Source organism: Nocardia sp. NPDC019323, from assembly GCF_044389845.1.
GTDB classification, from domain to species: Bacteria; Actinomycetota; Actinomycetes; order Mycobacteriales; family Mycobacteriaceae; genus Nocardia; species Nocardia implantans.
In genome coordinates this window covers 205,966-220,276 of the sequence record NZ_JBIRYN010000007.1, presented here as the reverse complement: position 1 = coordinate 220,276, position 14,311 = coordinate 205,966, and the positions used below count along the sequence as shown (strand labels likewise).

Here is a 14,311-nt window from a genome sequence, read left to right as displayed (position 1 = left end):
CCGCGAGCGCACCGGGACGGCCGAGCCGATCGATGCCGGCTACCGCGGTGGACGAGGCCGCCTGCCTCGCCGCCGACCGTAGCGCTCGCATCGGAGGTAGTGGACAGCCATGATTCGCTCGATCGCGCGAACCGCGACCGCTCTGACGGTCGCCGCCGGTCTGTGGTTCGCCTGCGCTCCGGCGCCCGTGGTCGCGGGGGCACCGCCGCAGGTGTTCGTGACCGGCGGCGCGATCTCCGGCCGCGCCGTCGATGGCATCGCCGAATACTTCGGTATCCCGTTCGCGGCGCCCACCGAGGGCGAAGCGCGGTTCGCGCCGCCGCGCCCCGTATCACCGTGGCCGGGTGTGCGCCCTGCGCGCGACCACGGGCCGCAGTGTCCGCAGACGGGATACCTGCCCGGCATTCCATCGCTCGCACCCACCGGCGAGGACTGCCTGAGCATCGACATATACGCGCCGGACGGCGCCCGCGACCGGCCGCTGCCCGTCATGGTGTTCTTCCACGGTGGCGGCTATCTCGACGGCTCCAACAGCGAATACGACGGACCGACGCGGATGGTCGCCGACGGCGACGTCATCGTGGCCATCCCGAACTACCGCCTCGGACCGTTCGGCTTCCTGGCCCTGCCCGAACTGGCGGCCGAATCCGGCGGCGCCGTCGGAACGGTCGCCATCCAGGACCAGCAAGCCGCTCTGCGCTGGCTGCGCGCCAACGCGCACGTCTTCGGCGGCGATCCGGACAACGTCACGATCTTCGGCGAGTCGGCCGGCGCCGTGAGCGTCTGCACCCACTTCGCCGCACCCGGCTCCGACGACCTGTTCGCCAAGGCGATCATCCAGAGCGGCCCCTGCGCGCAAGCGCCACTGGCGCCCGGCGATCGCGCCGACGCGTTCGCGCGTTCGCAGCGGTACGCGGAGAGTGTCGGCTGCGGCGACGCGGCGACCCGGCTGGCCTGCCTGCGCGCACTGCCCGTGGCGAAGCTCCTGGACTCGCCGATGGCCCGAGCCGAAGGTAAGGATCCCATCTGGTTTCCCGCCGTCGACGGCGTCGTCATCACGCGGACGCTCGACGCGGGCTTGATGGGGGATGTCAGGAAAGCGCCGATTCTCACGGGGACCACGAGCGCGGAAGGCGGGCTGATGGTCGCCGAAACCGACTATGCCCGCGGCCGCATTCCGGACGCGGCGAGCTATGAACGCTTCGTGCGCCAATCCTTCGGCGCCGACGCCGACCGAGTCCTGGCCCGGTACCCGGTCGACCGATTCCCCTCACCGGCAGCCGCCCAGATCACGGTGATCACCGACAGCGGGCTCGCCTGTCCCACGCTGTCCACCAGCCGGACGGCGCGCGACGCCGGGCATCCGCTGTGGCAGTACGAGTTCGATCAGGCGCCGCTCGGTGCCGCCAATCCGGTGCTGCCCGGAGCCTTTCACTCCGCCGAGCTGTACTACCTGTTCACCAGATTCATGGGCATCCCGGTTCCCTGGACCGGCGCCTCCGCCGCTTTCGCCGCGCAGATGCAGCGCTGGTGGACCACCTTCGCCCACACCGGTGACCCGAACGCGCCGGGCTCACCCGAATGGCAGGCCTGGCCGACGTCGACCGGGTACGACCCCGATGGCTCTGCGCTGCTCATGCGGGCGACCGGCAGCGCCATGACCGACGATTTCGCCGCCAGGCACGACTGCGCGTTCTGGGCGGAGATCGACCGCTGATCCAGCGCGAGACGGGCGACGACCTGCCGGTTCCCCGGCGCCGAATCCCGCCGCCCACCTGCCCATATCGCGGTCGCGGCAGGTAGTGGGTTCATGCCAATCGCGTCGACCGTCGCGAAAATCGCCTGTCTGCAAAGCTTTTCACTGTTCCCCCGCTCTCGATCTTGCCGCATCGCGTCGCGCTGGGTTATGGTCGTCGCCATGACTGCCGGGTCGGCGACACGCCGCGCACAGAACGGTTACCCGGCCGCGCTGTGATCATCCGGCGGGCCAGGGGCCCGCCCGCCTTCTCCGCGAATCCCATGTCACTACAGGGACGCTGGAAGGAGGTGAGAACACATGTCCCATTCCGAATCGTCGCAGCGCGGATGGCCGGAGTTCGTCGCGGCACACGCTCGGGGCGGAGTGCTGGAGGCCACCGTCGTGCAGATCGTGCCGTTCGGCGCGTTCCTGGAGGTCGCTCCGGGAATCCACGGATTGCTGCACCGCACCGAGTGGTCTGCCGAACCGCAGGTCGGCTCCACTCTGACGGTGCGCATCCTCGATATCGATACCGAGAAGCAGCGGGTCGCCTTGGCGCACGCTGAGTAGATGCTCGGCACGGGCGTGCCGGGGCAGACTCCACCTGCCCCGGCACGATCCCAAGACTATCCCGCCGCGGCGGAGCGCTCGCGGCGGATCGGACCGGCCGCCTGCGGGAATTGCTCGCCATGCCGATCCGGCGGGCCGCTCGCGCGGCGGGACCCGCGATTCGCGGCCTGGAATCGCTTTCCACGGCGCCGGGTAGCCGCGGCACACGGGCCGGACCGGGTGCGAGCCGGAATAAGATGGGGATGTCACCGCGTGCGGGGCCTCCCGCTTCGATCGCCGCGATCCACGGTGCGACGCCGCAGGTAGGGAGCATACTGACGCCATGAACGAATCGGGCGACCGAATCGTGGACACGGCCGAAGGCGCGGTAGCCCGAGTGGTCGGTGCCGGGACGCCACAGGCCACCGGAAGTTTCCGGTTCTGGTTCGCCGATCAGCGGTGGGAATGGTCGGACGAGGTCGCCGCGATGCACGGCTACGAGCCCGACGCGGTGACGCCGACCACCGAGTTGCTGCTCGCGCACAAGCACCCGGAGGACCGGGATCATGTCGCGGAGGCCATCGAGAAATCGGTGCGCAACGCCGAGCCGTTCTGCAGCCGTCATCGCATCATCGACACCGCGGGCACCACGCACCACGTGCTCGTGCTCGGCGACACCATGACCGACAAGAACGGCACGGTGGTCGGCACCGCGGGATACTACGTCGACCTGACCGCCACCATCGCCGAGGAACGTCAGGATCTGCTCGACGACACGCTGCCGCGCCTGGTCGAAGCGCGCGCGCGGATCGAGCAGGCCAAAGGCGTGCTGATGCGGGTCTACCGGATCAACGCCGACCAGGCCTTCCACGTTCTGCAGTGGCGTTCGCAGGAGACCAATGTCAAGCTGCGCGACCTGGCCGCCCAGCTGATCGCCGAAATCGACCGTTTGCCTGCGGCTCCGCCGGGGGTGCAGACCGCTTTCGACCACATGCTGCTCACCTTGCACGAGCGCGTTCCGAAGTCGTGACGGCTGGTCGGCGCGCCTCGTCCTATCGGCCGCTCAGCACCGCCCCGACCCCGTCGCGCAGGGCTGCCACGGCCTCGACCAGGACGATGTCGGCCCCGGTTGCCACAGCGGCCACCGGAAGGGCCTCGTCGGCGCGGCGCATCTCACCGGCCGAGCCGTTGGTGGCCGGGCCGATCAGAGGATTCGGCGCGGACCCGGCCAGCACCAAGCGATCGCCCAGCGCCGCGCGATCGAGCAGTAGCCACTCCACGGCCGCGGCGCGCAACGCGTTCGTGGTGGCCGCGAGCCCGGCCACCGCCGAGCCGTCCGGGCGCTCGATCTCCGCGGCGAAGCGGTCGAGGACCCGGCGACGGCGTCGCGCCGCTACCCGGTGCAGGATCTCGCGGACTTCCGCGTCGAGCGCCGTGGGGTCCGAACCCGGTGCGAGCGTTCCGGATTCGGCGTCGACGACGTCCCGGCCCTTCGCGTCGAACACCGCCCGCAGTTCGGCTCGGGCCAGCGCTTCCCCGGCGAGCACGACGACTTCCGCGTGCACGATGTCGGCCAGCCGGTCCACTTCGCCCGCGAACTCGCGGACGTTGCGTCGGGTCGTGTCCTCGATCCGTCGCCGGATCGTGCGGTGCGACCAGTCGTCGTGGCGGGGCTCGGCCACCGGATGGCCCGCGCTGCGCAGGGCCTGCCGCTCTTCGCTGCCGTGGCCGTCGAGCGTGTACAGCTCCGAGCCCACCCGGCCGACGAGGGCGACGACATGCGGCACTTTCTCCGCCTGGGCTTCGATCAGCGGCAGCAGGTAGGGCAGGGGAGACACCCGGACGGTTTCGGTGGCGGGCGGGCTCGGCAGACGTTCGTCGGCGAGCACCTCGGTCTCGTCCGCGATGAGCAGCCTGCCGCACCGCCCGCGCGCCGGTGGATGCCGTTCGATCGCCTGGGCGAGCAGCCGCCGGATGCGCGGCCGGGCTCCACTGCGGTCCAGTTCGGCGTCGATCGAGCGCCAGCGCAGCTCGGTGCCGCGCGCCGCGTCCTCGGTGTCGTGGGAACTGTCGAAGCAGACCGAGGCGAAGGGCCCGTGCTTTCGGATTATGCGGCGGAGGTCGGCCATCGGCATCACCTGGCTTCCCCGGCCGCGCGTGCCCGCGCCGATGGTTGCGGGCACGCGTCGGCGCAGTCCCGGTCCGTCGGCGTCCGCGCCCGGACGACGTCGTCGTGTGTGCCGACGGCTTCGGTTCGGTGAACCACAGTCGGCGGGTACCCGGGCGGGTCGAGCCGAATCAGCGGACGCGGGCGCTTCGGCGCTGTGTTCCGCGTGGGGTTGGGGCTGTCACACGGATTGGCTGCAAAGGATTTACGAAGCCTCCGCGTGGTCGGCGGCGCGGGCGCCATCCGCGACACCGGCCGGGCCACCGCTCGCTGTGGTGCCGCATGCGGGGCCGAGCGCACGGGGCGGAAGCCGCTGGGGCGAGCGCGTCCACAGCCGCCGCGAGCGAGGAGCAGGGCGGGTGTGTTTCACCACCCGGCGCTTTTTCGGTTTCGTGTAAGAAACCCGGCCGAAACCGCCATTTCCACTGTTCAGCGCCGGAAATGTAAACAAGCGACCGCTTGGTGTCCGGATCGTAAACCGAAAAGAGCGGTTTGTTACACCTCGGCTGTGGTAAATGTTGGATGTATCGGGCCGACAGCGCGGTCGGCCGATAAAAAGGGGCGAGGAACCCGCGCTGCTCGACGTTCAGCCGATTCGACGCGCTCTGTCGCGAAGCCACCGGCACGCACGAACACGAGGGCTCTCCGCAAGCATGTGTACGGCATCGTGCACCAGCGCAGAGGAACGTCATCGTGATCGAGAAACCCGAAGCGCCCGTCGCGGACGACGAAGAACGAGATCGGATCGTCTGGCCCGACCCGAGCCCGCTGAGCGGCTGGTGGGCCGAAGTCATGGCGCATCGCCGGATCACCCGGCCGCACGCCTCGACCGCCGACCCGCGGCACAACTGACGAGCCGCAGGTTCGCCGCATTCCGCCGCCGCGCGGCAGGCCGGCCATCGCAGGCAGGCCGTCGGCGTCTCGGCGCCTGCCCGTAATCACCGGCGGTGAGCTGTTATAAGACTCGCGCCCGGAATACTTTTTTGGTAAGCGTTTCCGCTACCGGGCCGAACACGTCGCGCGGACGCGGTGGCGACGAAAGTCGTCCAAGGCGTAAACACGCGGCGAGCGAGTTCACCGAGAATTCGGTGCGTTCACGCGACATTCACATTTCGCGGCGTGCGCGATCGAGGACCGGCTTCGAGTTCCCGGGATGTGACGACTCGCCCTATCCATGACCGCTCCGCGAATTCAGGGCAGGCCGGGCTTGCCATCCGCATGATCGCCGCGCCGCTGCGCCGGTGCCTGTTCGCAGGCCAAGAGCTCTGAGCGGCATGTCTTTTGGCGTCTGCTTCAATGGGTGTTCACCTTTCGCGGAGGACACGGGGGCGTCATGTCCGGCACCAGAGCTGTCTCCTTTCGGGGAGTCGATGTGCTCGAAGATCTGCTTCGCTGGTTGGTGCGACGGCCGCCGCGCGGCGAGCGGATGCTGCCGATGGTGGGTCTGTGCGGCGATGTCACCAACGTCGAGGCATGCCTGGAGATGTTCGGCGCCGCGCTCGCAGGCGCGGTGCACGTGGCTGTCGACGTCGACGCCCTCGACCCGTTGCCCGAGGGCAGTTCGCTGGTCGAGGACACCACGCCGGGGCTCACCGCGTTGCGCAGGCTGCTCTACAACCTCTGCAAGGGTCTGTCGGCCGACCGCTTCGGGCGATTGCGCCCGTTGCCCTTCCGGCGCTACCGGTTGGCCGAATGGTTGATGGCCCGCAAGCTCAGCTCCGACAACGAACTCGACGAGCTGGCGTCGCTGCTGCGCAGGGATTTCGGCCGATGGGGTGAGGAGTTGCTCGGCGAAGCCGAGGCCACGGTGGGCGTGGTGCAGCGCTTCGCGCTCGGACTGCTGCGCATCGTGCTGCCCACGGCGGTGTTCCGGGCGCGCACCGGCGGTCGCATTCCAGGCGTGGGGCGGGAGTTCCGCTGGTTCATGCGCCAGCAGTATCTGGCGCCGGAACAGTCCAGTCAGTTCGTCGGATTCGCGCACCGTCTCACCGAGGGCGCCCGCCGCCACGAACACGCCGAGCACTTGGCCAAGCTGCTGGTGCACGCTTTCCTCGAAGACCTGCGCGTCGCGTATCACCGGCGCTGGTGGGGCATCGGCGCGGCCCGGCGCACCACCTATCCGGTCGTGATCCTGCGCGCGCTCGACGGCGAAGCCGGGCAACGGCTGCTGGATCTGATCAACGACGTCCGCAACGAGACCGGCAAGGACGATCCGCTGCTGGTGGTGGCGGGCACGCGGACGCCGCCGCCCGGCGTCACCGCGCGACCGGCCTACCGGGTGCGGCGGTTGTACGAGATCTGGGTGGACGAGTTGCCCGTGGCGCGGCAGCGGCAACGCCCGCGCGCTTGGCAGCTGTGGTTCGCAGTACCGGCGACCGGCCCGAACGACGACGAGCCGGATCCGTTCCGCCGCATCCGGCCGCCCGCGCCGCCGTGGTGGGCGCGCCGGGCGTTGTCGGCGACCGCGGTGTTCCTGGTGGTCGTGCTGGCCGTGGCGGCGGCCGGATTCGCGACCTGGCGACCGTGGCGCGCGGGCACAACCGCGTGCGGCACGAGCGTGGCGGACCGATGGGTGCGCGTGGTTTCCGTCGCGGACGGCAATTGCGTCGGATTCAGCGCCTACGACCCCGACGACCCCGCTGCCGGGGGCCGCGGCTTCCTGTTCGCGAGCGACGAACCGGGCAGCCGTCGTCTGGTGGAAGTCCAGCGGCGGGTGTACAAGCAGAATCTGCTCGCCGAACAATTGGCCGCGCGGCAGCCGACCCGGCCGCTGTTCACGCTGGTCTATTTCGGCCAGCTCACCGGCGTTCCCGGCGACTACCCGGCGCAGAGCGAGGACATCGAGGGCTTGGCGCTGGCGCAGTACAGTGCGCTGGAATCGGTCGCCCCCGACGACGCCGTCACGCCCGACACGGTCCCGCTGATCCGGCTGCTGCTGGCGAACACCGGTCCGGCCAACCTGCAGGGGCCGCAGGTCGTCGAGCTGCTGACGCCGCTGATCCGCGCCGAACCCGGCGTCGTCGGTGCCATCGGCCTCGATCAGAGCCGCACCGCGACGCTGAGCATGATCAACGCGCTGACCGGCCTCGGCCTTCCGATGGTGGCGCCGAGCCTGTCGGCCGACGAGATGGTGCGATCCTCGCCGCTGTACTTCCAGATCGCCCCGCCGAACCACGCGATCGCCGACATGATCGAGCAGTACCTGAACTCCGTGCCCGGGTTGGCCGGGCGCGGCGTGCGGATCTACCACCGCCCCGACCCGACCGACCTCTACACCGAGAACATGGCCGAGGACCTGCACATCCTGGGTCGCAGCGGGCGCGACATCTGGGAGGGTTCCTGGGATCTGCGCGAGGCCTTCGCCGCGCAGGGCCACGGCGACGCGTGCGACGAGGTCCTGTTCTTCGCCGGACGCGACTCGGAATTCCCCGACTTCCTGCAGAGCCTGAACAAGGCGTGCGGCGACAAGCGGGTGCTGTTGATCGCCGACGACTCGGTCAACCGGTTCATGGCCAGCGCGGATCGCCGCAGGGCGGCCAACAGCGCTCGCCCGCTGGTCTACGTGGCCAAGGCGAGCCTGGTGACCTGCCGGAACAAGGGCCAGGGATTGCGCAGCCGCGTCGAGTTCTACAACCTCGCCACGACCGTCGATCCGGACATCCCCAGCTGGAATGCCTGCGCCGAGACGGACAAACCGCTAGGCGAGCGCGTGCAGTTGCACCCACTGGGGGAGCGGGTGGCGCTGACCTACGACGCGGTCGGATTGTTCGTGCGCGCCGTGCAAGCGCTCGCCCCGACCGCCTCCGGCGTGTGGACCGAGCCGATCCCGATCAGCGCGGCGGCGGTGTGGGCGGCGCTGCGCGACCTGCCGCGGCAGCCGGTGATCGAATCCAGCAGCGGCGTATTGGACTTCTCGGTCAGCGAGGGCGCCCATGTGGGCCGGGTGGCGCACGAGAAGTGGGTCGGCCTGCTGAGTGTGGACCAGATCTGGGATCCGTCGGCCGACACCGAGCCCGTGATGATCTACGGCTGCGGCCGGGCCACCGCGAACGACGATCCGCGGTGTCGTCCCTATCCGCTCGGCGGCGGCTGAGCGGCTTCGGCGCGCGCCCGCTCCGGCGTCGCGCTCAGCGGCTCGGCCAAGTCCTCCAGTGACCGCCCTTCTGCGCGCACTCCGTAGGCCAGTTCCACCAGACCGGCCGCGAACATGGCGAGCGCGCCGATGGTGAACGCCAGGGCGGTCTTTCCCGGCTCGCCGTCCGCGGTCAGCCCGGCGAACACCAACGGTCCCGCGACGCCGCCCGCGACGGTCCCGATCGCGTAGAAGAAGGCGATCGCCATGGCGCGGGTCTCCATCGGGAAGATCTCGCTGACGGTCAGATACGCCGCGCTGGCGCCGCACGACGCCACGAACAGCACCGCGGTCCAGCAGGCGGTGAGCGTGGTCGCGGTCAGGTGGCCCGCCGCGAAAAGCCATGCCGTGCCGAGCAACAGCACGGCCGAACCGAGATAGCTGCCCGCGATCATCGGCTTGCGCCCGATCGTGTCGAACAGCTTGCCCAGCAGGAGCGGACCGAGGAAGTTGCCGAAACACAGGACCGCGAAGTAGTAGCCGACCCGGTCGTCCGGAACGCCGAACGATCTGGACAGGATGAGCGCGTAGTTGAACGTGATGGCGTTGTAGAGGAACGCTTGCCCGATGAACAGCGACAACCCGAGCACCGCACGCCGTGGATAGCGCCGCACCAGCACCGCCGCGATCTCCCGGAACGAGATGCTGCGCCGCTGCCGGATCCGGATTCGCTGATCGGAGACGTCGGCGAGCGCCGCGCCCGTGTCGTCCCGCACGCGCGTTTCGATGGCGGTGACCGTGCGTTCCGCGTCGTCCTCGTGACCGTGGATGAACTGCCATCGCGGGCTCTCCGGCACATGCCTGCGCACCAGCAGGATGATCAGGCCGAACACGGCGCCGAGCGCGAAGGTCAAGCGCCAGCCCACATTCGGCGGGAACAGCGCCGTGTTCAGCGCGACGATGGAAAGCAGCGCGCCGCCGACCGCGCCGAGCCAATAGGTGCCGTTGATGACGATATCGATGCGTCCGCGGTACTGCTTGGGGATCAGCTCGTCGATCGCGGAGTTGATCGCCGCGTATTCGCCGCCGATGCCGAAGCCGGTGAGGAAGCGGAACAGCACGAACCACCACATCGAGAACGACAGCGCCGTCATGGCCGTCGCGAAGAGGTAGACCGCGAGCGTGATCAAGAAGAGTTTCTTGCGGCCGAATCTGTCGGTCAGCCAACCGAAGAAGAGGGCGCCCGCGCCTGCGCCCGCCACGTACATCGCCGCCGCGACACCGGAAACCTGTGCGGCGGTGATGGTCAGGCCGCTGTCCGGTTCCGACAGCCTGGCGGCCACGCTGCCGACGACGGTCACTTCCAGCCCGTCGAGGATCCACACGGACCCGAGTCCGATCACGATCATCCAATGCCACCGCGACCAGGGCAGACGATCCAGCCTGGCTGGGATGTCGGTCGATATGGTCCGCACGGATCACCCACCTTCGCCGAGTCTGACGGTCGGATACCCCGAGCCCCGGCGGCCAACCGTGCCGGTGGGCTAGGCTCGGACCTGAGTGAAACGTGTTCTAGAAAGTGACCTGCCGATGAAAAGCGTCTTCGCGCTGTGGGGTGTTGGCGACCTGCTCGCGGCGGACTTCGCGCCGCTGTCGGCCGTGGCCGCCGCGGTGCAGGCGAACATCTCCGACGCGGCGGTCGAGACGGCCATGCTGCGCATCACCACGTTCGACGCGCCCGTGCAGGCCGTCGTCAGCGTCTGGTGGGCGGATGCGCCGCGGGAAGAGGTCGCCGTGCGGGTGCTGGGCAGCGTCGCCGAAAAGGTGGAAGGGTGGCACGTCGAAGAGGCGACGCCGATTCCGCCGCCGGTCACCGCCGCGCTCGAGCGTGCCCCCGGCCTGTCGAACATCGCCTTCCTGCGCAAGCCGGACGAGTTGTCGCGGGCCGAGTGGCTGGACCGCTGGCGCAACCACCACACCGCCGTCGCCATCGAGACCCAGGCGACCTTCGGCTACGTGCAGAACGTCGTGACCGGACCCGCGACGGCCGCCGCGCCGGACATCGCCGGCATCGTGGAGGAGCTGTTCCCTCTCGAGGCGCTCACCGATCCGCACGCCTTCTACGGCAGCGGCGGTGACGGGGCGGAACTCACCCGCCGCATCCAGCGGCTGATGAGCAGCGTCGCGACCTTCGGCGGTGATCGCAACCTGGACGTGGTGCCCACCAGCCGGTACCGGTTGCGCTGAGGGGTCAGTGGCCGCAGCGTCCCGCCGATTCGCGCAGCGCGTGGCGTGCGGCGCGCACGGCCGGATGCTCGCCCGCGCCGCGCCGGTAGGCGAGGTGCGTGCGCCGTCGCATCGGCAGCGCACCGAGCGTGACGCCCGGCGGACAATCCCGCGTCCCGAATTCCGGGACCAGCGCGACGCCCTGACCCGCGGCCACCAGCGCGAGGACCGTGCCGAAATCGTCGGCGTGATGCCGGATCCGGGGCGTGAATCCCGCCGCCTCGCAGGCGCGCACGGTCATCGTGTGGCACAGCGTGCCTGGAGTGCTTGCGATCCAGGGGCTTTCGCGGTGTGCCGCGAGCGGCTGCGCGGTACGCGCGGCCAGATGGACGATCTCCTCGAACAGCGGCTCGCTGTCCAAGGCGGGATCGGCGGGGACCGGCGCGTAGTCGTATTCCTGGATCAGCGCGACGTCCAGGGTCTCGGCACGCAGCGCGTCGGGCGCCAGCGCCGGATCCAGCTCCGTCACGCGCAATTCCAGCCGGGGATGCGCACTGCTCAGCGCGACGAGCGCGGGGGAGAGGATGGTCCGCACCGCGGTGGGAAACGCGCCGATGCGCAGGATTCCGGTGAGTTCGGCGCGGATCGCGGCGAGTTCGGCGGTCGCCTGCTCGAGCTGAGCGAGTATCCGTTCGGTGTGCTCGACGAGGGCGACGGCCGCCGGGGTCAGCGTCACCCGCCTGCCGGTTCGCGTCAACAGGGGCACGCCCGCTTCGCGTTCCAGCGCGGCGAGTTGCTGGGAGACCGCCGAGGGGGTGTATGCCAGGGCATCGGCGACCGCGGCGATGGTTTCGCGGTGCGCCAGTTCCCGCAGCAGGCGGAGCCGTCGGACGTCGAGCATAAGTCGAGCTTATGGTCTGCGTCAGAAATGTGAACTCGATCTGATGGTTTCCAGCGCCCAGGCTGATCGTCATGACGCTCGCAGGTCTCTTCGTTCCCCTGGTCAGCCCGTTCACGGCCGACGGCGCACTCGCCGCCGACGCGCTCGAGCGGCTCGCGCACGAGGTGCTCGACGACGGCGCGACCGGCATCGTCGCGCTCGGTACCACCGGGGAACCGGCCACCCTGACCGCCGCCGAGCGTGCGGAGGTGATCGCCGTCTGCGCGCGTGTGTGCCGCGAACGCGACGCGCCGCTGATCGTCGGCGCCGGATCGAACGCGACGGCCGCTTCCGTGGCGGCCCTCGCCGGTCTCGATCCGGGCAGCACCGCGGCGCTGACCGTGGTCCCGTATTACACGCGCCCCTCCGAGGCGGGCGTGCTCGCGCATTTCCGCGCCCTCGCGGCCGCCTCTCCGGTGCCGCTGATCGTCTACCACATCCCCTACCGGACCGGGCTTCCCCTGAGCGCCGACGCCCTCTTGGCGCTGGCCGATCTGCCCGGCGTCATCGGCCTGAAGCATGCCGTCGGCGCCGTCGACGACGCCACGGTCGCGCTGATGGCCGCCCGGCCCGCCGACTTCGCCGTGCTGGCCGGTGACGACCTGTTCGCCGCGCCGCTGCTGGCCCTCGGCGCGTCCGGCGCGATCGCGGCATCGGCCGCGGTGGGCACCTCCTCGTTCGCGGCGATGGTCGAGGCGTGGCGCTGCGGTCCGGTCGACGCGGCGCGGTCGCTCGGGCACCGGCTGGCGGTATTGTCGGCCGCGCTGTTCGCCGAACCCAATCCCGTGGTGATCAAAGCGGTGCTCGCGGCGCAGGGCCGTATTCCGAGCCCTGCGGTACGGTTGCCCTTGCTGCCCGCGAGCGAGGCCGCGACGCGGGCCGCGTTGTCCGCGCTGGCGGAATTTCCGGCATCGGGAACCCGTAATCACTGGTATTGCGGCCGCGAAGGTGCCACGCTTAAGCGGTGACACAACCTCCGGATACCCAGGCGGCTGGGCCCGACCCGGCGACCGACAAACTCGACGCGGCCGTTTTCAAGGTCGCGGGCGTCGTGGTGCTCGGCGCGATCATGTCGATTCTCGACATCACCGTCGTCAGCGTCGCGATACCGACCTTCCAGCGCGAGTTCGACACGAGCTATGCCATCGCGGCGTGGACGATGACCGGGTACACGCTGGCGCTGGCCACCGTGATCCCGCTGACCGGATGGGCGGCCGACCGCTTCGGCACCAAGCGGCTGTACATCATGGCGCTGACCTTCTTCGTACTCGGCTCCCTGCTGTGCAGCACGGCGTGGAACATCGAGTCGCTGATCGCCTTCCGCGTGATCCAGGGCCTCGGCGGCGGCATGCTGATGCCGCTGGGCATGACGATCATGACCCACGCGGCCGGTCCGCAGCGGGTCGGCCGGGTGATGGCGGTGCTCGGCGTGCCGATGCTGCTCGGCCCGATCGGCGGACCGATCCTGGGTGGCTGGCTGATCGAGAACTTCAGCTGGCACTGGATCTTCCTGATCAACCTGCCGATCGGCGTGATCGCCCTGACGCTGGCGTTCATCGTGCTGCCCGGCGACAAACCGGAGCCGTCGGAGTCGTTCGACTTCATCGGCATGCTGCTGGCCTCGCCCGGCCTGGCGCTGTTCCTGTTCGGCGTCTCCTCCATCCCGGAGCAGGGCACGGTACTCGCGGCGCGGGTGCTGATCCCGGCCGCCATCGGCGCACTGCTGATGGCCGCGTTCGTGTTCCACGCGCTGCGCACCGAGCACCCGCTGATCGATCTGCACCTGTTCCGCAACCGCGCGCTCACCTTCGCGGTGCTCACGATGGTGTTGTTCGCCGTGGCGTTCTTCGGAGCGGGTCTGCTGCTGCCGACCTATCTGCAACAGGTGCGCGGTGAGTCGGCGCTGCAAGCCGGTCTGCTGATCGCGCCGCAGGGCATCGGCGCGATGCTCAGCATGCCGATCGCGGGCCGCTTCGTGGACAAGATCGGCCCTGGCAAGATCGTCATGATCGGCATCACGCTGATCTCGATCGGGACGGCCTACTTCGTCCAACTCGACGCGGACAGCTCGTATCTCCCCATGATCGGCGCCCTGTTCGTGATGGGCCTCGGCATGGGCTGCACCATGATGCCGATCATGACCGCGGCGATCCAGACCCTGACCCACCAGCAGGTGGCGCGCGGGTCGACGCTGATGAACATCGTCAACCAGACCGCTGGCTCCATCGGCACGGCGACGATGTCGGTGGTGCTGACCAACCTGCTGAACAACCAGCCGCTGGCCCGCCCGGCGATCGCGGCGAACTTCGATCCGAATCTGGCGGGCCAGCTTCCGCCCGGAGCCGTCGAAACCGGTTTGCAGCAGGCCGCGGAAGCCTTCAGCCACACCTACGTGGTCGCGCTGGTGCTGATCGTGCTCACCTTGATCCCGGCGTCGTTCCTGCCGCGCACGAAGCCGAAGAACCCGCAGGCGGCCGACCCGGCGACGGTGGTGCACGCCTAGGGGTACCGGCCCCGGGGTCGCCTGCCGATCCCGGGGCCGGTACCGCGACAGGGGCCGGGCGTATCGCCGCGGCCCCTATTTTCTTGCGGCGGGACCGAAGCGGTCCTCGGTGCCGT

At 69.8% G+C, this 14,311-nt stretch carries 11 protein-coding genes; 8 read left to right on the top strand and 3 right to left on the bottom strand.

The features are described from left to right. The first annotated feature begins 109 nt into the window (after positions 1-109). The 3 genes from ACH49X_RS25130 to ACH49X_RS25120 all read left to right on the top strand — a co-directional run bounded on the left by ACH49X_RS25130 (position 110) and on the right by ACH49X_RS25120 (position 3,317). On the top strand, positions 110-1,717 hold the full coding sequence (locus ACH49X_RS25130) for a carboxylesterase/lipase family protein (RefSeq protein ID WP_195081600.1): 1,608 nt from the start codon (positions 110-112) through the stop codon (positions 1,715-1,717). 339 nt (positions 1,718-2,056) lie between these two features. Then, a complete protein-coding gene (locus tag ACH49X_RS25125; RefSeq protein WP_195081601.1) occupies positions 2,057-2,308 on the top strand; it encodes a S1 RNA-binding domain-containing protein in 252 nt (83 codons plus the stop codon). A gap of 322 nt (positions 2,309-2,630) precedes the next feature. Next, the gene (locus ACH49X_RS25120; RefSeq protein WP_195081602.1) at positions 2,631-3,317 is read left to right on the top strand and encodes a PAS and ANTAR domain-containing protein; all 687 of its coding nucleotides are present in this window, start codon (positions 2,631-2,633) and stop codon (positions 3,315-3,317) included. A gap of 22 nt (positions 3,318-3,339) precedes the next feature. Here ACH49X_RS25120 and ACH49X_RS25115 read toward each other — a convergent pair whose 3' ends face one another. Further along, complete coding sequence (locus ACH49X_RS25115; RefSeq protein WP_357106258.1) at positions 3,340-4,416, bottom strand: hypothetical protein; 1,077 nt, start codon at positions 4,414-4,416, stop codon at positions 3,340-3,342. 731 nt (positions 4,417-5,147) lie between these two features. On the opposite strand from ACH49X_RS25115, the gene ACH49X_RS25110 reads away from it, so the two are divergent. Together ACH49X_RS25110 and ACH49X_RS25105 are read left to right on the top strand one after the other, a co-directional pair. Beyond that, on the top strand, positions 5,148-5,306 hold the full coding sequence (locus ACH49X_RS25110; protein ID WP_157114807.1) for a hypothetical protein: 159 nt from the start codon (positions 5,148-5,150) through the stop codon (positions 5,304-5,306). 520 nt (positions 5,307-5,826) lie between these two features. Further along, complete coding sequence (locus tag ACH49X_RS25105) at positions 5,827-8,547, top strand: hypothetical protein (protein WP_195081604.1); 2,721 nt, start codon at positions 5,827-5,829, stop codon at positions 8,545-8,547. On the opposite strand, the gene ACH49X_RS25100 is transcribed toward ACH49X_RS25105, so the two are convergent. After that, a complete protein-coding gene (locus ACH49X_RS25100) occupies positions 8,526-10,001 on the bottom strand; it encodes an MFS transporter (RefSeq protein WP_357106264.1) in 1,476 nt (491 codons plus the stop codon). The genes ACH49X_RS25105 and ACH49X_RS25100 overlap by 22 nt on opposite strands. Before the next feature lie 115 nt (positions 10,002-10,116). Between ACH49X_RS25100 and ACH49X_RS25095 the strand changes: the two genes are divergently transcribed. Beyond that, positions 10,117-10,773, top strand: coding sequence for an EthD domain-containing protein (locus tag ACH49X_RS25095; RefSeq protein ID WP_195081605.1), 657 nt, complete (start codon positions 10,117-10,119; stop codon positions 10,771-10,773). 4 nt (positions 10,774-10,777) lie between these two features. On the opposite strand, the gene ACH49X_RS25090 is transcribed toward ACH49X_RS25095, so the two are convergent. After that, positions 10,778-11,653, bottom strand: a complete 876-nt coding sequence (locus ACH49X_RS25090) for a LysR substrate-binding domain-containing protein (RefSeq protein ID WP_195081606.1) — start codon at positions 11,651-11,653, stop codon at positions 10,778-10,780. 71 nt (positions 11,654-11,724) lie between these two features. Here ACH49X_RS25090 and dapA point away from each other — a divergent pair, with 71 nt between their 5' ends. Together dapA and ACH49X_RS25080 are read left to right on the top strand one after the other, a co-directional pair. Then, positions 11,725-12,660, top strand: a complete 936-nt coding sequence (dapA, locus tag ACH49X_RS25085; protein ID WP_195081607.1) for a 4-hydroxy-tetrahydrodipicolinate synthase — start codon at positions 11,725-11,727, stop codon at positions 12,658-12,660. After that, complete coding sequence (locus ACH49X_RS25080) at positions 12,657-14,195, top strand: DHA2 family efflux MFS transporter permease subunit (protein WP_195081608.1); 1,539 nt, start codon at positions 12,657-12,659, stop codon at positions 14,193-14,195. The genes dapA and ACH49X_RS25080 overlap by 4 nt, the downstream gene beginning before the upstream one ends. Positions 14,196-14,311: the final 116 nt, after the last annotated feature.